This window comes from Schaalia cardiffensis F0333, from assembly GCF_005886435.1.
In the GTDB taxonomy this organism is placed as follows: Bacteria; Actinomycetota; Actinomycetes; order Actinomycetales; family Actinomycetaceae; genus Pauljensenia; species Pauljensenia cardiffensis.
On sequence record NZ_CP040505.1, the window covers coordinates 2,082,717 to 2,104,151 of the forward strand.

Sequence of the window (21,435 nt, forward strand, 5' to 3'; positions counted from 1 at the left end):
GGTCTTATCGATTGCGCCCCGTCAAGAGGACGCGGAGGACTTCAGGAGCCCAGAAGACGCGCTGGTTCCCCTCGCCCTCACGGACTTGCAGGATCCGCAGATCGACGAACTGCCCGATCAGATTGTTCGTTCGCGAATACGACAAGCCCACCGCACGCTGAACCATCTTCGCAGTGAAGGACGGATGTGCTACCGCAAAATCGACGAGTTCGAGTGCCTTCGCCGAACGCAACTTCGAGGCGCTGACGGTCTCCTTCAGACGCCCTTGGACGTCCGCCAGCGCCAGCATGAGCTTTCGGGTCGAACGCGCCGAGTGGGCCAGGCCTCTGGCGAAGAAGGATAGGAAGGAATCCCAATCACCCTCGGTGCTGACTGCGAGGAGTCGATCGTAGTACTCGCCGCGTCTCGCTTCGAACCAGGGGGAGACTGTCAACGTCGGTTCTGAGAGCAAGTGGTTGCGAAGCAAGGTGAGGACGATCAGGTAGCGTCCGAGCCTGCCGTTTCCATCACGGAAGGGGTGAAGAGTCTCGAACTGGTAGTGAGCCATTCCGGCTTCAATGACGGGGTCGATCTTGCCGGAATGATCCCTTTCAATCCATGCGAGCAGGGATTCGACTCCGGCCCGCAGGCGATCTCCAGGAGGGGGCGGAACGAAACGGGAGCCCTTGATCGCAGGATCGTGCGGATCTGGGAGGTCGCGTCGTCCGATGACCACCTGCCCTTCTCTCAAGTGACCGGACTCTTCTTCCAGAGGAGTCCCCCGCATCAAAGCCCCTTGGAGGTCCTCCAACAGTCCAAGGGTGATCGGACGCCCTTCTTCGACCCAGGCATAGCCAGTCTCAGCCATGGTGACGTAGTTGAGGACCTCCCTCATTTCCACACTCGTGGGTGCGGCTTCATTTGCTGTGAGCACGGCGTCCAAAGGAGCGTATGTGCCTTCCAGGGCTGAAGTCGCCTGCGCTTCAACTCGCAACGAGGGGAGACGAAGGAGGTATGGCTGTGGAAGCTGACGCGCTGTCGCGTCGAGGGAGGCGAGTTCACGCCCGGCCGCCGCGACTTCACGGTAAGTCTGAGCGGACAGGGGCGGTTCTTCGCCGCTCAGGGGGATCGGAATGAAGGCCTTATGCGTCCATGAGCCCAAGATCGGATCCGAGCCGCTGATCTCAACGAGTTCACCCATGGCGCTGTTGTTGAACATTTCAAGATCCACAACACTCATCATAAGGCACTTGTTGCACATGAGAGGGGCCTCTATGTTCAACAATGGATACTTGTTGAACATAGCTTGATTGTGTGTGCCGAACAAGCACCACTTGTTGAGCATTCGCCAGATGAAGATGTTCATGAATGCGCATCTCCTGAGCAGGAGTTTGTTCTCCCCCCTCAGAAAGCCCAATTCGCATCTGACACACGCGCCTTGGTGGCGATGCCCTCACTGACGAGTCCGACGCGGACCGCAGCGCCAGATCGGACGCAAAGGGCGCAGTCAGCGCTCGGAGGGCGCGTGCCGCATCTTCATGTAGACGCCGCCCGCCTCCAGTTCGCTCAGCATCTGGTCGATGCGCTTCATTCGAGTCGCGGGACGCTTGGCGCGCGCGATCCACGCGAGGTAGTCATTGCGCTGGTAGGCGGGGCGGGCATCGTAATCCTGGCGCAGCCCCCGTTCGCCGAGCAGGTGGGCGATGTCCTCGGGCATCTCCTGGAGGGGTCGCATCAGCGTCATCGGGACCTCCCGGCGACGAGGGTCGATTGGTGCAGGAGGATTTTCAGGCCAGTGTCAGTGGGTGTCCAAAGGGATGTTTCGGCGCTGGAACCGCCCTCGAAACAGATCGTGTAGCGCACGCACCAGGCTCCGCCCGCTTCGACGACATTCATTGGGCTGACGCTCAGGCCCACCGGGGCAGGTCCGCCCATGCCCTGTGAAGTTCGCCCATCCGGCCAAATCCGCGTCGCATCCCCGGCCTCGAGGCCTCTCAAAGCCTCGGCGTCACCCCTCGTCCACGCGAGGATCATCCTCTTTTCGAGGGCGATCACCGCCTGCGCTCCCTCAAGCGCAGGCTCCGAACCGCCCGCATCCAGAGCCTTCACCTGATCAGGGGCCTCGTCCTCGTCGCAGGTCGAAGACTTTGAGAAACCGGGTCCTCGGGAGGGAACCTTGCCCGCCCGGTACTCTTCGGCGCAGGCCCGGGCGTGCTCATCGGCCAGTTCGTTGAGCGCATGCCCGGCATGGCCCTTCACCCATTCGAAAGTGACGCGCCGCCCCTCAATGGCACGGTCAATCTGCTGGATGAGCTCAAGATTCTTAATCGGCTTCTTATCGGCTTTGACCCATCCGCGCTTCTTCCAGCCGATCCTCCACTTCGACACGACGTTGATCGCGTACTGGGAGTCGCACAGGATATGCAGGTCTTCGCCCGCGAGGCCTGCGGCCTCGGTTGCTTTGAGCACTTCGAGGACTGCGGTGAGCTCACCGAGATTGTTCGTCCCTTCGGGCCATCCGCCCGCGTCCCAGCAGTCCTCGTCAACGACCCACGCCCAGCCTGCGGGTCCGGGGTTTCCGAGCGAGGAGCCGTCTGCAGCTGCGGTGATCGTCATGGGGTCATGCTAGTCGAGGGCGCGTAGGTCACCGCGAGCGCGAAAAGCAGGGACGAAGCAGGACACGCCTGAACGAAACGAGACGAGCAAGGGCCAAACAAGACGAACAGAGGCCAGAACAGACGGAGCGGGGAGACAACGTGGCGCACAGGAGTGAAAGAAGCGCAGAAGTAAGAGAGCCCCACGCTCAGCGATCACGGATTTCGAACAATGATTGACGACATGAAAGGTGTGAAGGAGCGAAAGATGTTGTGAAGGCTGCGAGAGGTGTGGAGGGTCCACATGACGATGCCGCTGGCCCCTATCGGGCGGCACAGACACAATGGGCTCATGTCCCTTTCCGCCACGCCGCCGCTCAACCCCGCTCAAGGGGAGCCCGCCACGGGTCCAGCACCTGCAAGGTCGAAGCGTCACGAGATCCTCGAGGGCGTGCGGATCACCGCTCCTGTCGCATTAGGGTACGTCCCTCTGGGCATCGCCTACGGCCTGCTGATCTCGCAGACCAGTCTGCCCCCTTGGATCGGGGTGGCCCTCAATATCGCTGCCTTTTCCGGATCGGCGGAGCTCCTCCTCGTCTCCCTCATCGCCTCGGCAACTCCCATCGCCTCCATTGCGGTGACGATCTTCCTCGTGAACTCACGCTACCTGTTCTACGCCTTCTCCTTCCCGATCTCGCTCGTGCGCACCAAGCTCGGGCGCTTCTACTCGGCGTATGCGCTGGTCGACGAGGCTTATGCGCTGTCCTTGTCACGCCCCGGGTGGACGCACACCCGCATTCTCACCATGCAGCTCTTCTTGCAGGGGTTGTGGATGTGTTCGGGGTTGACGGGGTTGACACTCGGTTCCCTCATCCCCGCATCCATCAAGGGCTTCGATTTCGCCCTCGTCGCCATGTTCATCGCCCTCACCTTGGAGGCGGCGCGCTCACTGTCGGATATTCCCTCCGTCCTCTTGGCGAGTCTCGCCCTCACGCTCGCCTGGTTCATCGCTCCGAGTCAATGGCTCATCACCTCGCTGTTGATCTTCGTGGGACTCTTGGCTGCGAGATTCGTATGGCTGAGGGCGCGCGGGGATCTTCCCCTGCTCGACGAGGAGCATTCTCCGGCAGACGAGGACCTCTCTCTGCTCGATGAGGCCCCTTCTCCGGCACACGCGGACGAGGGCCTTGCTCCTGCAAGCGCGGACGAGGACCTTCACCCACTTGAGGAGGACGGCGACGCTGATTCACAGTCCGACACGGAGTACGCCGGATCCTGCGCGAATGGGAACGAGGGCGCTTCGCAAGCCTGTGCGGACGGGGATCGAGTCGCCTCACCCCTAGGCGAGGACAACGTCCCTTCACCCGCCCGTGCGGACGGCGTCGAATCAGTGGAGGGTGAGCCGGAGGTGCGCTCATGACTCCGACGCTCGGATACATCCTCGCGGTGCTCATCGTGGTCTTCCTCGTCGACCTCGGCTTGCGCGCCATTCCCTTCCTTATTCTGGAGCCGCTACGCGAGTCTCGTTTCGTACGGACGATGGGAGTGTGGATGCCCGCGGGGATCCTCTTCGTCCTCGCCATTGTCTCCGTCCAGTCCAGCCTCGTTTCTGCACCGGGCAAAGCTTGGGCGACCATCGCGGCGAGCGCCATCACAGTGGCGGCGCATCTGCTGGGCGGGCGCCGCATGATGGTGAGCATTGCGGCGGGGACCTTGTCTTACGTGCTCTTCATCAACCTCTAAGAGGACCACCCTTGTCTCTTGCATGATTGGACACCGCCCTCTTGAACAACTGGGCGCTGCCTGAAGCGATGCACAGCGTCTGAACCGGTTCACAGCGTCTGAAGCGATGCGCGCCGCGCCTAAGCTCCGTGGCCACTACGGTTAGGCTTCCCCCATGCGCACGACGACCTACGTTCAGCATTCCTGCACCGTCCACGAGCATCGTCTTGAGGTCCCCCTCGATCATTCGAAGCCGATCAGCCCAACGAACCCGAAGATCGAGATCTTCGCCCGCGAGATCATCCGCCCGGGCGGGGAAAAGCTCCCGCACCTCGTATTCCTCCAAGGAGGTCCAGGCGGCAAGGGGCCGCGTCAAGGAGACTTCCGCGATGGGTGGATCGGCGAGGCGCTCAAGGAGTTCCGCGTCGTGCTCCTCGATCAACGAGGCACGGGCCAGTCCACTCGTATGGACTGGCAAGCCCTCCAGGAGTTGCCCGATGATCAGGCTCGCGCCGACCATCTCATGCTCTTCCGTCAAGATCAGATCATCAAAGATGCCGAGGCTTTCCGCGCTGAGATCACCGATGGCGCGAAGTGGACGACCCTCGGACAGTCTTACGGCGGTTTCCTCACTCTCGCCTACCTCTCGACCGCGCCGGAGGCCGTCGAGGCCTCCCTCGTGACCGGCGGCCTTCCCGGCCTCGTCCATGTCGATGACATCTACCGTCTGAGCTATGAGAAGACTGCGGCGCGCAACCGCTTCTACTTCTCGCGCTACCCGGGTGACGAGCAGAAGATCCGCGAGGTCGCGGCCCATGTGCGGGACACAGAGGAGCTTCTGCCCACGGGTGAGCGCCTCTCGAGCGAGCGCTTGCGCATGATCGGCATGAGCCTGGGGATGCAGAGCCGAACGGACATGTTGCACTATCTGCTCGAGGGCCCCTTCGTCACGCTTCGCGGCGAGCGGCGCCTCTCCTTAGAGTTTCTCGAGGGCGTGGCCGCGGAGGTCGCAATGAACCCCATGTACGGCGTGCTCCAGGAGGCGATCTACGCGTGTGCGACTCCGGAGCTTGCAGGAACGGCGACCGCTTGGTCGGCTGATCGTCTTGCCGAGGAGGTGCCCGGATTCGCCAAGGATGCCGATCCTTTGGATGCCTCCGAACCGTATTACCTGACCGGGGAGCATATGATGCGCCGCATTTTCGATGAGGACCCCGCCCTCGCCCCTCTGGCGGGTACGAGCGATATCCTCGCTGCGCGCACGGACTGGCCTGCGGTGTATTCGCCCGAGCGCCTCGCCGCCAACGAGGTTCCGATCGCCGCCGCAGTCTACGAGGAGGACATGTTCGTCCCGCGTGAGCTCTCCCTTGCGACCGCCCAGGCGGTTCGCAACACACGGACCTGGATCACGAACGAATACCAGCATGACGGCCTTCGCGCCTCTTCTGGGAGGGTCTTCGCCCATCTTCTCGAGCTCCTTCGCGACTGAGTTCCGCGCTTCTGTGGGGCCTTCTTCCTCTCGCCCAAGCCTTCCCCGTCAAAGTAGAGAAGTTTGCGCCCGAGTGGAGGGGTTCCCGCGCAAGTCGACACATAGCCCCAACGAAGCGGAGGGGGTGCCCCAACCAAGTGGAGGGGTTGACGACTTGTGGAGGGGATATAACCCATCCTCTTGCCGCAAACCCCTCCACTCACGATTCGGAGAAGCCACGAACGCGCGCGGGAAGAAGAGCGCCACCGACACGACACTCGCCCAGCCCACCCCGCCAGCCCTCCACTCGCACCGCGAAGACAAGGTGAGGAACGCGGCACAGGCTCATCTCCCTCTCCCACGAGCTCGCAGGTAGGCTTGCCGGTACGCGGCGCTGCGGCGCCGGATCACAATTTGGAGGACGAGTGAGCGCTGAGTCGGTGTTCGAGGCAATCAACTGGAACCGCATTGAAGACGAGAAGGACCTCGAGGTCTGGGATCGCCTGACAGGGAACTTCTGGCTGCCCGAAAAGATCCCGCTCTCGAACGACATCTCCTCGTGGAACACCCTGCGCCCCGCCGAGCAACTCATGACGAACCGTGTGTTCACGGGCCTGACTCTCCTCGATACCCTGCAGGGCACGATCGGCGCGATCTCCCTGATCCCCGACGCCCGCACTCCGCACGAGGAAGCGGTCCTCACGAATATCGCTTTCATGGAATCCGTGCACGCGAAGTCGTACTCCTCGATCTTCTCGACTCTTCTGTCAACTGAGGAGATCAATGAGTCTTTCCGCTGGTCTGAGGAGAACGGGCCCCTGCAGAAGAAGGCTGAGATCATCAAGTCCTATTACGAGGGCGATGATCCGCTCAAGCGCAAGGTCGCCTCGACGATGCTCGAGTCTTTCCTCTTCTACTCGGGCTTCTACGCTCCGATGTACTGGTCGGCGCACGCCAAGCTCACGAACACCGCGGACTTGATCCGCCTCATCATCCGCGACGAGGCCGTTCATGGCTACTACATCGGTTACAAGTACCAGCTGGGCGTTGCCGAATCGACTCAGGAGCGGCGCGACGAATTGAAGGACTACACCTACTCGCTCCTGTACGAGCTCTACGAGAATGAAGAGCAGTTCACCGAGGACCTCTACGATCCGCTCGGTCTGACCGAGGACGTGAAGAAGTTCTTGCGGTACAACGCGAACAAAGCGCTGATGAACCTCGGCTACGAAGCCCTGTTCCCCTCCGATGAGACGAACGTGAACCCGGCGATCCTCGCGGCCCTGAGCCCGAACGCCGATGAGAACCACGACTTCTTCTCCGGTTCCGGCTCCTCCTATGTGATCGGGGAGATCGTCGACACCGAGGACGACGACTGGGATTTCTGATCCTTTTCGAACGAAACGGAGGCCCGGCCTGTCTGCGGGCCTCCGCCCAGTTCCACCCCTTAACAGCCCGTGTTCTCACGCGAAGAAGCACCGATTTCCCGACAGCACACTCGTTGTGAATCCCCTCAAGGTCACCTTGACGGTTAAACTGTCCCTGATCGGGTGCGTCCTGCTTCTGATCCGCGCCTTCGCTTCATGCGGAGGAACGCTCTGCGCAACCATCACGGCGCGGGAAGAAAAGAGGAGTACCACCATGAGCATCTTCGACCGCTTCGAGAACGCCGTAGAGCGAGGCGTCAACAGCGCCTTCTCGCGCGTGTTCCGGTCGGGGATCAAACCCGTTGACGTCAACTCTGCGATCCGTCGTTCAATGGACGACTCCGCGAAGGAGCTTTCTCCCGAACGCACGATCGCCGCCAACCACTTCGTCGTCTACGCGGCGCGCTCCGACTTCGCTTCACTCGAAGCGGATCTGGAGATTCTCGCCGACGAGTTCGCGCTCCAAGCCACCGAGCATGCCACGGCGAATGGGTATGCGCTCCTGGGCCCCGTGCACATCGACTTCGCGGTGGATGACACCGAGCAGACTGGCCAGCTTCGGGTCGAGTCTTCGAACCGTCGGGGCCCCGCAGCTCCGGCGACCGCGTCCTCGCCCTCCCCCGCTCACCCGATCATTGACGTTGACGGTGAGAAGTGGCTCCTCACCGAACCCGTTACGGTCATCGGCCGTGGCACCGAAGCCGACATTGTCGTCAACGATTCCGGTGTTTCACGTCGCCATCTTGAATTGCGCATCACGCCGACGGGTGTAATCGCCACTGATCTTGGTTCGACGAACGGCACCTTCGTCGAAGGTCATAAGATCGACGCTGCGACCCTGCTCGATGGGAATCGAATCGTGATCGGCCGGACCCCCATCGACTTCTGGACCCACCCGGACTCGGACGGTGATCAATGACTACAGATCTTGCATTCACCGTTTTCAGATTCGCTTTTCTGATCCTCCTGTGGCTCCTCGTCCTCGGCGCTGTGCACACGCTGCGCCGGGATATCTTCGGCACAGTGGTCACTCCGCGAGGGAAAGGACGCAAGGAAGCTGATCAGCGTCGTCGAGACTCGCGTAAGCGCCGCCGTCAGGAGCCGGGCGTGAGCGAAACCCCTCATCACATCCTCCTGACCGGCGGCCCCCTCGTGGGAACGATGCTGCCCCTAAGCGGCGCGCCCGTCGTGATCGGGCGGAGCCCCGCCTGCACTCTCGTGCTCGAAGACGAGTACGCCTCCGGTCGTCATGCGCGCCTCCAACCCTCTGAGCGCGGATGGTGGATCGAAGACCTTGGTTCTCGTAATGGGACCTATGTCGACGATGAAAGGCTCGTTGAGCCGAGGCTCCTCACAGCAGGGGACATTATTCGCATCGGGCAGACGACCCTCGAACTGGTGAAGTGACATGGCGACGCCAGCGGTCGAATTCCACGCAGCGGCCCGCTCTGATGTGGGCCTTGTCCGTTCGAACAATCAGGATTCGGGTTATGCCGGTACGAACCTGCTGGTCCTCGCCGATGGTATGGGAGGACCTGCGGGTGGGGATATCGCCTCCTCCGTCGCCCTCGCCCACCTCGTCCCCCTCGACACCGACACCCACACTGCAGACTCGATGCTGGCCCTCTTGCGCGATGCCCTCATGGATGCGCACGATGAGCTCTCGGAACGTTCCAGACGCGACCCCGACCTCGAAGGCCTGGGCACGACGTGCATTGCGATCATGCGCTCGGGCAACAAACTGGCGATGGTGCATATCGGGGATTCTCGCGCCTACGTCCTACGAGGTGCGGCCCTCACGCAAGTGACGACGGACCACTCCTTCGTCCAATACCTCGTCGAAACCGGGCAGATCACCCTTGAAGAGGCCGAGCATCATCCGAATCGTAATGTCGTCTTGCGTATCCTCGGTGATTCGCAGGCGGATGTCACTCCTGATGAGACGATGCGCGAAGCCGTTCTCGGCGACCGCTGGCTCCTGTGCTCCGATGGTTTATCCGGAGTCGTTTCCCCAGAAACAATCGGCTCGGTCCTCGCCGAGATCAAGGATCCGGGACAGTGCGCTGAAGAACTCATCCGCCTGGCCTTGCGCGCCGGCGGCCCTGATAACGTCACCTGCGTCGTCGCAGACATCGTCAATTCCGGTTCTTTCCCCCCTGCGCCCCCGCAGATCGTTGGTGCCGCAGCCCTCGATCGCAACGCCGCTTCGCGCGGAGGCTCGAGTGCGGCCGCCCGCGCCGCAGCCCTCGGGAACAAGAAGGGCAGCGACCTTGACGAGGACGACCTCGATCTTGAAGAGAAGCGAAGGCCCTGGCTCCCTTTCCTTATCACCGCGTTGGTGACCCTCGTGCTCGCCGTCGCGGGCTGGGGCGGATGGGCGTGGACTCAGAGCCAGTACTACGTGATCGGCCAGGACGGATACGTCGTCGTCCACCAGGGGATCCCCCAGTCCTTGGGCCCCTGGGAGTTCTCACACTCGATCGAAGTGACGGATATTGCTTTGAAAGACTTGTCCCCCGTGGACCGTCAACGTCTCCAAGATCCCGTCATGAGGTCTTCTCGTGAACAGATCGACGAGTACCTCGCGCAGTTGCGCTCATCATTGAAGACGAGCGGGGAGGGCACTGAAGGCTCACAGTCCGGGACGAGTACTTCCCCCGATAGAGTGCAGTCTGTGCATTCAAGGATTGACAGCGGAGTGTCGGGAAGCACGGTGAAGGCCTGATGGCAACCGTGACGATCGCCCCGACGCGCCCGCGTCGATTCTTCGAACTCCTCCTCCTGCTGCTCGCCCTTGCGGTCGGCATTGGCGGGTATGCACTGACCAGTATCAACAGGACGGGAGCGCTTCCAGCGAATCTCCTGCAACACATCGGAATCCTCCTCGCCATCTCCCTCATCGCGAAACTTGGGATCCGTTTCCTCGCGCCCTATTCCGACCCCGTGATTCTGCCCATCGCGGTCGCGCTCACGGGTCTGGGCCTGGCGATGATCTACCGCCTTGACCAGTCCTACCAACAACTCGATCAAGCTATTGTGGGGATGCGTCAGCTCATGTTCGTGGGAGTCGCGATCATCCTCGCTGCGATCGTGCTCGTCCTCGTGAAGGATCACCGCAGGCTGCGCAGCTTCACCTACACCTTCGGTTTTTTGTCGCTGCTTCTCCTGCTTTTGCCCATGGTCCCCGGCTTGGGAGTGGAGACCTACGGGGCGCGAGTGTGGATCCGCATTGCCGGAGTGTCCTTCCAGCCCGGTGAGCTTGTGAAGATCACTTTGGCGATCTTCTTCGCCGGATACCTGGTGAGGAATAGGGACAATCTTGCGATCGGGGGGCGAAAGTTCCTCGGAATGCGATTGCCGAGGGCGCGCGACCTGGGGCCGATTCTCGTGGTGTGGCTAATCGGTATTTTGATCCTCGTCCTTCAGCGGGACCTGGGCACTTCTCTTCTCTTCTTCGGACTTTTCGTCGCGATCTTGTACGTGGCGACGAATCGCGTATCCTGGCTCGTCATTGGCTTCGCGATGTTCGCCCCTGCAGTCCTTGTCGCGGTCCAGGTCTTCCCCCATGTTGCGAACCGCTTCCACGTGTGGCTGCACGCCCTCGACGAGGATGTATATACGCAGGTCGGCGGCTCCTATCAGCTCGTGCAATCACTCTTCGGGCAGGCCTCCGGCGGTCTGATGGGAACCGGGTGGGGGCGGGGCTACCCGCAGCTCGTCCCCCTGGCGAACTCAGATTTCATCCTGTCCTCCCTGGCCGAAGAACTTGGCCTCACAGGACTCCTCGCAATCCTCGTCCTCTACTTGATCCTCATTGAACGCGGCTTGCGCACAGCGATCTCTGTTCGTGACGGCTTTGGAAAACTGCTCGCAACAGGTTTGTCGTTCTCCCTGGCGATCCAGGTGTTCGTCGTCCTTGGAGGAATCACGCGCCTCATCCCCTTGACGGGTCTGACCGCTCCCTTCCTCGCGGCCGGCGGTTCTTCAATGGTGTCATCGTGGCTGACCATCGCCCTTTTACTCCGCCTGTCTGATGCAGCTCGCCGTCCAAGCGCCGCATCCCCCGCACCGTGGAACTCCGGTATTCACCCGTCCCTTGAAGCAGCGGAGGCGAGCGAATGAACCAGCAGCTGCGAAGACTCTTCATCGTCATCCTCGTCATGTTCGCCTTCTTGGGTTTAGCTGCGACAAACTCGCACTTCTTCCAGGCTCCGAGTCTCAATGCCGATGGGCGTAATGAACGCACGATCCTTCATGCAGCGGAAACCGATCGCGGCCCCATCATTGTCAATGGCACCGCGATCGCCTCTTCTTCAAAAATGGAGGACTCTCAGCGTTTCCAACGCTCCTATGCGAATGGTCCGCTGTATGCGCCCATCACTGGTTACTTCTCCCCTGCCTTCTCCCAGGCCACGGGGCTTGAGGCCGCCGCTGAGTCCGTCCTCGACGGGCAGGCCCAAGCCCTCCTCGCCCAGCGCCTGCGCAACCTGTTCAGCGGGGCGAACCGTCAGGGCGGAGGCCTTGTCCTCACGATTGATCCTGCGATCCAAGAGGCAGGGGCAGCGGGGCTCGGAGAACGCAAGGGCGCAGTTGTCGCCCTCGACGCGAAGACCGGAGCCGTTCTCGCGCTGTATTCTTCACCCTCCTACGATCCGAATGCTCTGGCGGCTTTCGACACCGCAGTCGTTGAGGAAGCACACAGGGCGCTCCTCGAAGATGCGAATGATCCACTCGTGAACCGCGCGATCGGTGGGAATCGTTACGCTCCGGGTTCAGCTTTCAAGATCCTCACCTCGGTAGCGCTCCTGGAAAACGGCGTCGCAAACCCTGACACCCCCTTGGATTCCCCGGTTTCGACGCTCTTGCCGAACACGGAGACAAGCGTGTCGAATATTGAGTCGCAGACTTGTGGAGATGGGCAGCCGACCCTGTCGGAAGCTTTCGCCCGTTCGTGCAACACGAGCTTCGTCATCGCTTCCCAAAGCCTGACCCATGAGCAACTCGCGGATGTTGCCACCCGTTTCGGCTTCGGCAGTGCTGAGTCGATCCCCCTGCCGGTCACGCCCTCGGTATTCCCCGAGCAGACCGATGCCGCACAACTCGCAATGTCCTCGATCGGCCAGTTCTCCGTTCAGGTGACGCCCATGCAGATGGCGCGCGTCGCCCAGGCGATTGCGAATAAGGGGACGCTGATGCGCCCTTACCTCATTTCCCAGGTCGTCGACGCGGACCTGGTGGTCCGTTCTCAGACTTCCCCGGTTTCCGCTGGGCAGGCGGTGACGCCGGAGATTGCACAGTCGATCACTGAAATGATGAAGGGCGTCGTCTCTGCGCCCTACGGTACCGGCCAGTCAATGGCGATGGGGAATATCCAGGTCGCCGCGAAGACCGGCACTGCAGAAACCGGGATCGACGGCAAAGCGAACGCCTGGGCCGTGGGTTTTGCGCCCGCTGATGATCCACAGATCGCTTTCGCGGTCATCGTCGAGGGCGATGACGCGGATCCTGCACCTCATGGCGGCGATGTCGCGGGCCCGATCGCCCGTTCCCTTTTGGAAGCGGGGCTGCGATGAGCACTCATCCCACAGCGAGCGTCGGTCAGCTGCTCGGCGGCCGGTACATGCTGCTCTCCCCGATCGCTCAAGGTGGTATGGGCGAGGTCTGGAAGGCACGCGATTCTGTTACTGGTCGGCTCATTGCGGCGAAGGTTTTGCGCTCTGAGTTCGCCGGCGAGGAATTGTCTTTGTCGCGTCTGCGTATTGAAGCTCTGAACGCGATGAGCGTTCAGCATCCGAATATTGCGAATGTGCAAGACTCCGGGGAGGAGAACGGGCGCGGTTGGATCATTATGGAGCTCGTGGAGGGACTGCCGCTCACTCATTACCTGCGCGGCGGCTCCAGGATCCAGACGGTGGATCTGCTCCCGATTCTCATTCAGATCGCCATGGCCCTCGGGGCAGCAGCGAAAGCTGGGGTTGTTCATCGTGATATCAAGCCGGCGAATATCATTGTCCGTCCTGACGGGATGGTGAAGCTGACGGACTTCGGCATTTCACGGGCCGTGAATCAGATTGATCTGACTGCCGCGGGGATGGTGATGGGCACCGCCCAGTACCTGCCTCCTGAGCAGGCGATGGGTGAGAGGGCAAGCTCTTCTGGGGATCTTTATGCCCTCGGGGTCATCGCATATGAGGCTGCGGCGGGGCATCGGCCATTCACCGGGGATACTCAGGTTGATATCGCCTTCTCGCATGTGAATGATCCTGTTCCGCCGCTACCGAACGACGTCCCCAGGCCCTTCGCCGATGTGATCCTTCATCTTTTGGAAAAGGACCCTGCAAAGCGCCCCGATTCGGGTCTCGCCGTGGTTCGGGAATTGTCGAGTGCTGCGAAGGCCATGGGGATCAGCGTTGAACCACATGCCCTGCCCGATCCTTCTGGATCCACTCCTCGTGCCGCTTTCCCAGCGGTGTCACCGGTTGTTCACACTCAACGCAGGACTCTTCCCGAGGATCTTCTCCGGGCCCCTGCCGCTTTGGATGAGCCTGTGGATTCTCCGGCAACCCCTCCTGTCCCTGAGGTCTCAACCAGTCGTAATACTGCTCCCGTTCCCTCTCCGCTTCCTGCGAATGAGCGTGCGGCCCAGGTTCCTCCAGGTTCGTCCCCATCCGCCCACGCGGATGCTTCAGAGTCTGGGTCGGCTTCTGCACAGGAACGCCGCGCCATGCTCATGGCTCGTTTGAATGAGCGTGCCCGTGCGCGCCAGATGGCAGATGTTCATGGCAGGCCCTCCCCCGAAGAAGGCGCCGCTCACCCCACCTACCTTCAGCAGGGTGCTACTCCCAGTCTCCCGCACCAGGGCGATGCTCGCCCAGCTTCCTCCCACCATTCCCCCGCTCAACAAGCGCAGAAGCACCCGGCAACTCTTCCGCCCCTGCGGCGTTCACGTTCAAGGAGCAGAACCTATCCCGACCCATCGGCTTTGCCCGGAGGAGCCGCAGCCGCGCCTTGGCGTTCTGTGTCCCGCAACAGCATCGCCCCTCACGTGCCGAGGCCGATCGCGCCAACGCCGTACAATCGTTCACAGGTCGCACCGCCGCTTCCTTTGACGCGGAAACTTCTGCGCCTCGCCCTCGTCCTTCTTCTCGTCCTCGCGCTTCTTGCCCTCGGCGGATTCGCGCTCCACCACTTGCTCGGTTCCCTGTCGTCGACAATCGGCGCCACAGCCCCCACCCTCGAGGAGGTTCCCACATGGCTGAGCCCATGGCACACCGTCTAGCAGGCCGCTACGAGGTGCGTTCTCTTATCGGCCACGGCGGAATGGCCGAGGTGCATCTCGGATTCGACACGCGCTTGTCGAGGATCGTCGCGATCAAGATGCTCCGCTCGGACCTGGCGAGGGACTCCATTTTCCAGGCGCGCTTCCGCAGGGAGGCGCAGTCTGCTGCTTCCCTCAATCACCCGAATATCGTGTCCGTGTACGACACCGGTGAAGAAACCGTCACCGGCCCGGACGGACGCAGCATCTCGGTGCCCTACATCGTCATGGAGTACGTCGAAGGACATACCGTCAAGGAACTCCTCTCCGATGGCACTCCCGTCCCGATCAACGAGGCGATCTCCATCGTCTCCGGCATCCTCTCAGCGCTCGAATACTCTCACTCCCAAAACCTTGTCCACCGTGACATCAAACCGGGCAATATCATGCTCACCGGCGATGGCAAAGTGAAGGTCATGGACTTCGGCATCGCCCGAGCCCTGACCGACTCTCAGGCGACAATGACGCAGACGAACGCCGTGGTTGGAACCGCGCAATATCTCTCGCCCGAACAGGCCAGGGGCGAGCAAGTCGATGCGCGCTCAGACCTGTACTCAACCGGTGTCGTCCTCTTCGAACTGCTCACCGGCCGACCGCCTTTCACTGGGGATTCCGCAGTGGCCGTGGCCTATCAGCACGTTCAGCAGCTGCCACCCACCCCCTCCTCCGTAACCCCGGACATCCCAGAAGCCCTCGACCGTGTCGTCATGAAGGCCCTCGCGAAGGACCGTGAACAGCGTTACTCCTCCGCCGGATCAATGCTCGTTGACCTCATGAGAGCTTCGCGTGGGGGCAATGTGAACGCTCCTGAAACTGCAGTGTGGGCTCAGACTCAGACTCTCACTCCCACACAGGGCAGCTCCGCTCAGGGCACCCCCACGCAGACTCTTCCCTCCACCGCCTTCCAGCCCGTCGCTACGGCGACCTCGTCGATCGCCCCGGTGAGCGAAGAGCCCGAGGAGATTGAGGAGAAGAAGTCGAAGAAGAAGGTTCTTGTCCTCGCCGTTCTCGTCCTCGTCGCTCTCGCACTGATCGGCGGCATCTGGTACGCCCTGCAATCAACGACGAAGTCGAATGCGACAGTCGCAGTTCCCGATAACCTCGTGAATATGACTCAGCAGGACGCTCAGGCAGCGGTTGAAGCTGCGGGTCTTGTTTTCACCGTTGATCCGAAGAAAGTCCCCTCTGACACCGTCGCGGAGGGCTCCGTGGTCGAGACCGACCCGCCCTCTGGAACGATGGTTGCTCCCGGTTCCACGGTCAAAGCGAAAATCTCCAGCGGTTCCGATTCCGTGATCGTTCCCGACAACCTCATCAACATGAGTCCTGAAGAGGCGAAACAAGCGGTTGAAGCCCTTGGCCTAGTCTGGCAGCTCTCCTCCGACCAAGTCGCTTCAGACACCGTGGAAAACGGCAAGATCGCACAGGTCAATCCGTCCCCCGGCAGCAAGGTGAAGAAGGGGCAGACGATCACCGGTACCGTTTCCTCGGGCACGAAGTCTGTTGCGGTCCCTGATCTCACGGGTATGACGCAGGATCAGGCGCGTGAGGCATTGGCTGCGAAGGGCCTGAAAGTCGGTTCCGTCCTCACCTCCGACGACGCATCCCAGCGCGAGGGCCTCGTCCTCTTCAGCTCACCCGAGGCCGGGACAAGCGTGAACAAGGGCGAGTCCGTGTCCATCACTCTTTCCTCCGGGAAGGTCACCATCCCCGATACCATCGTCGGCTACGACAAGTCCTCCGTCATCGCAGCGCTCCAGGGGCTGACGCTCAGCGTCACCGTCACCGAGGAGTACTCCGAGGATCAGCCCGCCGGAACTGTCATCGCCGTGAACCCGGCGGAGGGTTCCCCTGTCGCTCAGAACTCGAATGTGTCTCTCACCGTGTCGAAGGGCCCCAAGCCGAAGAACCAGAATCAGCCGGGACAGAACAACAACGGTTAGGTCACCTATGAATTCCCACCTATGAAAGGCCCGAAGGGCTGATCTCGAAGTGCGCCGCCACGGAGGCGCACCCCTCGAGTTCAGTGCTCTCGACTCGCTCCTCCTTCGCCCTCGGTCATCAGGATCGAGGGCGAAGGGGGAGCGTACCTCTCATGAGGGAACTCAGAGGTCGGCGCCACCCAGGCCGAAGAACAACTGGACCCAGGGGTACACATAGGTGAAGAGCACCCAGACGATCAGCGCAATCAGCGCAGCAGACTCAAGTACTTTCAGCCACTTCGGACCGGGCAGATGGCGGAAGATCCACGCGTACACGATTCGATTCCTCTCCTAGGCGATCAGGCGGCCGGCTCTTCGGCGAGTTCGGCGGGCACACCAGTGTCCTTCGGGGTCCACGACTCGAAACTCAAATGGACAATGAAGCGCTGTGAATTGCCGTATTCGGGATGGCAGGTCGTCATCGTCATCCACCGTTGTGTGGGGGCCTGCGTCCAGGAGACATCCCCAATGACAGGCGCGATGACACGAGTATTCGTCTCATCATCGGCTTCAACGATTTCCCGGGATTTCACGGAGTACACAATGTAGTAGTTGTCCAATTCGACGACGACCTTGTCCTCGTCCTGTAGACGGTCGATCCAGCGGAAGTTGTTGCCGTAGGTCCGGCGGTGACCTGCAATGGAGAAATTACCAATCTCTCCCGGCTGGGCGGTTTCCTTGTAGTGGCCGGCGAATCCCTGGTCGAGGACCGCGTGCGAAGTCGTCTCTGCGAGCGGGATCCGCATCCAATTCCAGCTGGGCACATGCACGAGTCCGTACACCTCGTTCATTCCCGGTGATTGTGTGAATGCCGGAGGGGCGCTCGTGCGACGCTCACCGACGTTACTCGTCGAGGGGGCGTGCGCCTCAGAGTAGGAGTGAATCGCTTCATTGACGGGTCCTGCGACCTGATAGCTCGTCCAGTAGAGCTGCCAGAACACGAAACCGACGAGCACGAGAGCGGCGGTGATGAAAAGCTCCCCCAGTACTCCCACGAGCGTTATGGAGGGGGAGGAGCTTTCTCGAGTCACCCGCCGTGCGACATGCTGCGGTACCGTCATATCAATCCACCACCTGTGCGTAGGAGTTCGTCGAATCTGCGCTCGCCGCAGGGAGGCGCAGCTCGTCCTCGGTCGTCATTTCCCAACCGAGGCCGTAGAGCGTCACATAGGTCTTGTAGTTGACGATACGGGGATTCTCGTCAACCTTCCTGCGCAGTTGTGCCGGGTCACCGATTGCTTTGATCACATACGGGGGTGAGAAGGAGTCGCCGTCCACGAGGATCACATTCCCAATGCAGCGGATCACGGTCCTGCCGGTTACTCGGATGTCCTGCACAGTCATCGCTTCCGCGCCACCATTCCACAGTGCGTTCATGACGTCCTCGATGTCCTGCTGGTGGATGACGAGGTCGTTTGGCGCAGCCCCTCTGGCGAGAGAGTCGGGCGGGGCGTCAGTCAGTGTGATCGTGACCCCGGGCCCGCGCACCGCTTGGGATGCGAGGGCGGGGACGGTCGCTGCGGGCTGTTCGGTGGCTTTCGTGTAGCTATCGATTTCGGCTTTGAGCCCGAGGACTTGCTCCTCGAGGGCCCCGACTTCTGTTTGAGAGGTTCGCACGAGGCCGATCAGGTCGGAGTCGGAGTGGGGGGCTGTCTTCGCAAGCGAAGCGGAAATCGTGAAGAGAAGTCCCGATGCGAGTGTCACAACGAGGACGGAGACCCCTTTTCGCAGCGAAGAGGAGGTGGGGCTTGTGAGAATCTTGGGCTTCTTGGAGGAAAAAAGGAATGTGCGAGCGTCAGAAGAGGAGCTGTGGCGAGCTGAGGGGCGCGAATGAGCGCCGCCATGCTGGCGAGCCGAAGAAGACTTGTGTGGAGCAAGGGAAGATGAGTGAGAGGCGGAGTTGTGACGAGCAGAAGCCCGCTGCGACTCTGGGACGGGGGTCTTCCCAGGAGCTGTTTGTTCTGGGGCTGAGTTTCCCCGGGTGTCGTTTTCAACCTTGAGATGCTGCGCATCCGCTTGTTCAGCCTGTTCAGGCGATGTTTGGAGAGGGGTTTTGTCACCGGAGGGCGCGGGAGAGCCGAGGAGATTTTCATCCCTGTGCTCTTCGCCGCTCATGGCCTCTCCCGTGTCGCGCTTTCACATGTCTTATGGGGAAGACTACGCTACGAGCAGTGTCGTTCCCGCAACGCATCACAGGGACGCCCCGAGTATTGAGGAGTGACGTGGCCGAGTCGAAGAAGCGCAAGAAGGATGGGCGTGAGGTCTCGGACGACACCGAGATCCACTCGTGGACCGAAGGCATTCCGCTGAGCCCCCGCTGGTGGGCACCGGCCTTCGTGACATTGCTATTGCTCGGCCTCGTGTGGCTGATGGTCTACTACATCTCTTCGGGTACTTATCCGATCCCGAATATCTCGTGGTGGAACATGGTGATCGGCCTGGGCATCATGATGGTTGGATTCCTCATGACGCTGAAGTGGCGCTGAGCGCCCCTTAGGCTTCTCGGATTGATTTCGATGACCCGCCTGCGATCCTTTCGCAGGCGGGTCTTTTCACACCCGGGCGCCTTATCCTCGTCTCCGGCTGGCCCCGCGCTGGAGAATTCCCACAGGAGAGGGCCCCTACTCGCCTCACTCCTCTTTGTCTCTCGGTTCCTGTCTTCCCTTCACAGCCGGGGATCACGAGGCGAATCACCAACTACTCAGTGGAGAGTGGCACCGTGCTTGCCCAGTCCCTTGGGGATCACACCCACCAGTACTGACGATGGACCGGGCAGATGAGTGAGCGGAAGCAGTTTGGGCAGTGAAGTCCTTTCGGATTGGAGCTGCACGATGGGCACGCTTCGAGCGGGATCTCCTCGCACCATGGACACTCCGGGCCTTGAAGCTTCGACCTGCGGACCTTCACCCATTCGACGATTCGCATCTTCTTCCCCTTTTCTTCTCTGTGAATCTGCGGGGGCCTTCCTCGTGCATGCCAGCACACGAAGGGGCCCTGTACTCTTTCGACGGAGAGACCAGAGGCGCCGCATACCTCAGGCGTCACAGCAATCCTTGCCACAGCGCCCGAGATACCCTCAAAAGGCGCTGCACATCTAGAGCGCCAAAGCTGCGCGCACGATATGAGAATCAGCGAGAATCACGGCATGACCGAGCCACTTCCCAGCGACTTGTCCGCCTACGCCGGGCTTTGCGAGCTTCGGCTCGTGGGCGTCGACATGGATGGAACCCTCCTCGACGACCAGAAGCGATTCCCGCCCAAGCTTGATGAGCTACTCGATGAACTCGACTCGCGGGGTATTGTCTTCGCGCCCGCCTCGGGCAGGCAGGTGTGGACCCTTCTCGACATGTTCCCGAACCGCCCCGGAATGACAGTCATCGCCGAGAATGGGGCGATCGTCATGAAGGATGGAGTTGAGGTCTCCTCAAGCCCTCTCGATCATGAGACCGTGAGTCGCGCGATCGACCTCGTCCGCGCAGAGGTCAAGGCTGGGCGCAATGCGGGCCTACTTTTGTGCGGCAAGCAATTCGCCTACATCGAACGACATGATGAGCCCTTCACCTCCCAGGTTGACCCCTACTATCACCGGGTCCTCAAGGTCTCAGACCAGCACGAGGTCGTGGCGAAGATGGAATCGGACGCTATTGATGACGATGTCATCAAGCTCGCAGTCCTCGACCTTGAGGAAGTCACTCCGATCGCCGAGAAGACTCTGGGGCTCTTCGCCGATACTCACCAGTTCGCGATTTCGGGTCTGAACTGGGCGGATCTGCAGCTTCGCGGCGTTGACAAGGGGCGCGCCCTCAGGGCTTTGCAAGAAGCGATCGGCGTTTCTCCCGCGCAGACTGCCGCTTTCGGCGACTTCCACAATGATCTTTCAATGTTGGCTCAGGCCGAGTGGTCTTTCGCGATGGCCAACGCTCACGCCGATGTTATCGAGGCCGCGCGTTTCGTGGCTCCTTCGAATAACGAGGACGGCGTCGGCCAGGTCCTGCGGACGCTCCTTAACGGCTAAGCGGACGATTCTCCGCGGCTAAGCGGACGATTCTTCAGGGCTAAAGGATTCGAGGGGAGGCTGCGTTGGTTTTCAGCGCAGCCTCCCCCGAGTTCCGAGTCACATCGGGTCTTCACCTCACATGGCTGAACACACGCTGGAGGCCCTGACGGAACCGTCAGGGCCTCCAGCGTCTGCGGGCTCAACGCCCGGGCACGATGCGATTCACACGAGGGAGAGCTCACCAAACGCAGCATTCACGCTCGTCGTGATACTCCTCGACCTACTCCTTGGGGAAGTCGCCGATCTCCTCAGCCTCAGTAGCTGGGACGAAGGAATCAGTCTCAAGGTCGGCCCAGTACTCTTCAGCCCAGGGGTCCTCGATCGGCTGACTGCGCTTCCACAGGACATAACCGACGCCGGCGACAGTGCCCGCGAGAGCAGTCCATCCGATAGCGCGAAGGAAGCGCCTCTTCGGACGAAGCGCCTTCGTCGGGGTAAGGAGCGCTGCCTGCGAAACCTTCGTGGCGCGACGGGCGCGATCAACGAGTGCTCCCTCAGTGTTGAGTGCTTCGGCGCCCTCGTGGACTGCACGGTTGATGCGCGGAAGATAGTCGTCAACAAGCTCGGCGCGCGCGTGCTCAAGAGCAGGACGAGCGCGCTCAACGGCGGCCTGAGCTCGCTCGCTTGCGTCCTCGACGACGGGTGTGGCTTTTTCGATCGCGGTCTCCAGGGCGGCCTGGGCGCGAGGTGCCGCCCAGTCGACTCCCTGCTCAGCGAGGTCGGCGGCCTTAACGGCCATGCGACCAGCCGTAACGGCAACGGCGTCGCGAAGCTGAAGCGCCTCGGTGCGCAGCTTGTCCGCATCGAAGTTCGGCGTATTGGCCATGATGTCTCCGAATCCGTCAGATGGGGTTCGGCGCGGATGCGCCGTCTTGTCCTATTGTGCTA

21 protein-coding genes are annotated in these 21,435 nt (G+C 61.4%); 13 read left to right on the forward strand and 8 right to left on the reverse strand.

Annotated features, from left to right (window positions below; genetic code table 11):
- Positions 1-4: 4 nt before the first annotated feature.
- From FFA61_RS08540 to FFA61_RS08550, 3 genes are all read right to left on the reverse strand, one after another.
- Positions 5-1,222, reverse strand: a complete 1,218-nt coding sequence (locus FFA61_RS08540) for a Fic family protein (RefSeq protein ID WP_242600872.1) — start codon at positions 1,220-1,222, stop codon at positions 5-7.
- Positions 1,223-1,486: 264 nt separating this feature from the next.
- On the reverse strand, positions 1,487-1,723 hold the full coding sequence (locus FFA61_RS08545) for a YdeI/OmpD-associated family protein (RefSeq protein ID WP_005962936.1): 237 nt from the start codon (positions 1,721-1,723) through the stop codon (positions 1,487-1,489).
- Positions 1,720-2,595 carry a ribonuclease H family protein gene (locus FFA61_RS08550; protein ID WP_005962933.1) on the reverse strand — a complete coding sequence of 292 codons (876 nt, stop codon included), beginning with the start codon at positions 2,593-2,595 and terminating at the stop codon, positions 1,720-1,722. The genes FFA61_RS08545 and FFA61_RS08550 overlap by 4 nt, the downstream gene beginning before the upstream one ends.
- 282 nt (positions 2,596-2,877) lie before the next feature.
- Between FFA61_RS08550 and FFA61_RS08555 the strand changes: the two genes are divergently transcribed.
- From FFA61_RS08555 to pknB, 11 genes are all read left to right on the forward strand, one after another.
- Entirely contained in the window at positions 2,878-3,993 is a 1,116-nt protein-coding gene (locus FFA61_RS08555; RefSeq protein ID WP_005962930.1) for an AzlC family ABC transporter permease, read from the forward strand.
- Positions 3,990-4,316: a branched-chain amino acid transporter permease gene (locus FFA61_RS08560; protein WP_005962928.1), complete on the forward strand. Its 327-nt coding sequence runs from the start codon at positions 3,990-3,992 to the stop codon at positions 4,314-4,316. Before FFA61_RS08555 ends, FFA61_RS08560 begins: the two co-directional genes overlap by 4 nt.
- A 154-nt stretch (positions 4,317-4,470) precedes the next feature.
- A complete protein-coding gene (locus FFA61_RS08565; protein WP_005962925.1) occupies positions 4,471-5,784 on the forward strand; it encodes an alpha/beta fold hydrolase in 1,314 nt (437 codons plus the stop codon).
- Between the two features lie 404 nt (positions 5,785-6,188).
- The gene (gene nrdF / locus FFA61_RS08570) at positions 6,189-7,151 is read left to right on the forward strand and encodes a class 1b ribonucleoside-diphosphate reductase subunit beta (protein WP_005962923.1); all 963 of its coding nucleotides are present in this window, start codon (positions 6,189-6,191) and stop codon (positions 7,149-7,151) included.
- Between the two features lie 253 nt (positions 7,152-7,404).
- Positions 7,405-8,109 (forward strand): FHA domain-containing protein, encoded by a 705-nt coding sequence (locus FFA61_RS08575; protein WP_005962921.1) that lies wholly within the window; start codon positions 7,405-7,407, stop codon positions 8,107-8,109.
- A complete protein-coding gene (locus FFA61_RS08580; RefSeq protein ID WP_005962919.1) occupies positions 8,106-8,597 on the forward strand; it encodes an FHA domain-containing protein FhaB/FipA in 492 nt (163 codons plus the stop codon). The genes FFA61_RS08575 and FFA61_RS08580 overlap by 4 nt, the downstream gene beginning before the upstream one ends.
- A 1-nt stretch (position 8,598) precedes the next feature.
- Complete coding sequence (locus FFA61_RS08585; RefSeq protein ID WP_005962917.1) at positions 8,599-9,915, forward strand: PP2C family protein-serine/threonine phosphatase; 1,317 nt, start codon at positions 8,599-8,601, stop codon at positions 9,913-9,915.
- A complete protein-coding gene (locus tag FFA61_RS08590) occupies positions 9,915-11,312 on the forward strand; it encodes an FtsW/RodA/SpoVE family cell cycle protein (protein WP_005962915.1) in 1,398 nt (465 codons plus the stop codon). Before FFA61_RS08585 ends, FFA61_RS08590 begins: the two co-directional genes overlap by 1 nt.
- Positions 11,309-12,763: a peptidoglycan D,D-transpeptidase FtsI family protein gene (locus FFA61_RS08595; protein WP_005962914.1), complete on the forward strand. Its 1,455-nt coding sequence runs from the start codon at positions 11,309-11,311 to the stop codon at positions 12,761-12,763. Before FFA61_RS08590 ends, FFA61_RS08595 begins: the two co-directional genes overlap by 4 nt.
- Entirely contained in the window at positions 12,760-14,469 is a 1,710-nt protein-coding gene (locus FFA61_RS08600; RefSeq protein WP_005962912.1) for a serine/threonine-protein kinase, read from the forward strand. The genes FFA61_RS08595 and FFA61_RS08600 overlap by 4 nt, the downstream gene beginning before the upstream one ends.
- The gene (pknB, locus tag FFA61_RS08605; protein ID WP_005962910.1) at positions 14,442-16,451 is read left to right on the forward strand and encodes a Stk1 family PASTA domain-containing Ser/Thr kinase; all 2,010 of its coding nucleotides are present in this window, start codon (positions 14,442-14,444) and stop codon (positions 16,449-16,451) included. The genes FFA61_RS08600 and pknB overlap by 28 nt, the downstream gene beginning before the upstream one ends.
- Before the next feature lie 162 nt (positions 16,452-16,613).
- Here pknB and FFA61_RS09225 read toward each other — a convergent pair whose 3' ends face one another.
- The 3 genes from FFA61_RS09225 to FFA61_RS09460 are packed head-to-tail and all read right to left on the reverse strand — an operon-like array spanning position 16,614 to position 18,194.
- A complete protein-coding gene (locus tag FFA61_RS09225) occupies positions 16,614-16,766 on the reverse strand; it encodes a hypothetical protein (protein WP_005962908.1) in 153 nt (50 codons plus the stop codon).
- Between the two features lie 23 nt (positions 16,767-16,789).
- Positions 16,790-17,551, reverse strand: a complete 762-nt coding sequence (locus tag FFA61_RS08610; protein WP_005962905.1) for a class E sortase — start codon at positions 17,549-17,551, stop codon at positions 16,790-16,792.
- A gap of 1 nt (position 17,552) precedes the next feature.
- A complete protein-coding gene (locus tag FFA61_RS09460) occupies positions 17,553-18,194 on the reverse strand; it encodes a DUF881 domain-containing protein (RefSeq protein WP_242600871.1) in 642 nt (213 codons plus the stop codon).
- A 518-nt stretch (positions 18,195-18,712) separates the two neighbouring features.
- On the opposite strand from FFA61_RS09460, the gene FFA61_RS08620 reads away from it, so the two are divergent.
- On the forward strand, positions 18,713-18,976 hold the full coding sequence (locus tag FFA61_RS08620; protein ID WP_040313589.1) for a cell division protein CrgA: 264 nt from the start codon (positions 18,713-18,715) through the stop codon (positions 18,974-18,976).
- Positions 18,977-19,191: 215 nt separating this feature from the next.
- Here the strand turns inward: FFA61_RS08620 and FFA61_RS09230 are convergent, their stop codons facing one another.
- Positions 19,192-19,401 carry a hypothetical protein gene (locus FFA61_RS09230; protein WP_175406564.1) on the reverse strand — a complete coding sequence of 70 codons (210 nt, stop codon included), beginning with the start codon at positions 19,399-19,401 and terminating at the stop codon, positions 19,192-19,194.
- A gap of 234 nt (positions 19,402-19,635) precedes the next feature.
- Here FFA61_RS09230 and FFA61_RS08625 point away from each other — a divergent pair, with 234 nt between their 5' ends.
- A complete protein-coding gene (locus tag FFA61_RS08625; protein ID WP_040313588.1) occupies positions 19,636-20,505 on the forward strand; it encodes a Cof-type HAD-IIB family hydrolase in 870 nt (289 codons plus the stop codon).
- A 262-nt stretch (positions 20,506-20,767) separates the two neighbouring features.
- Here FFA61_RS08625 and FFA61_RS08630 read toward each other — a convergent pair whose 3' ends face one another.
- Positions 20,768-21,373 carry a hypothetical protein gene (locus FFA61_RS08630; protein ID WP_005962893.1) on the reverse strand — a complete coding sequence of 202 codons (606 nt, stop codon included), beginning with the start codon at positions 21,371-21,373 and terminating at the stop codon, positions 20,768-20,770.
- Positions 21,374-21,435 lie beyond the last annotated feature (62 nt).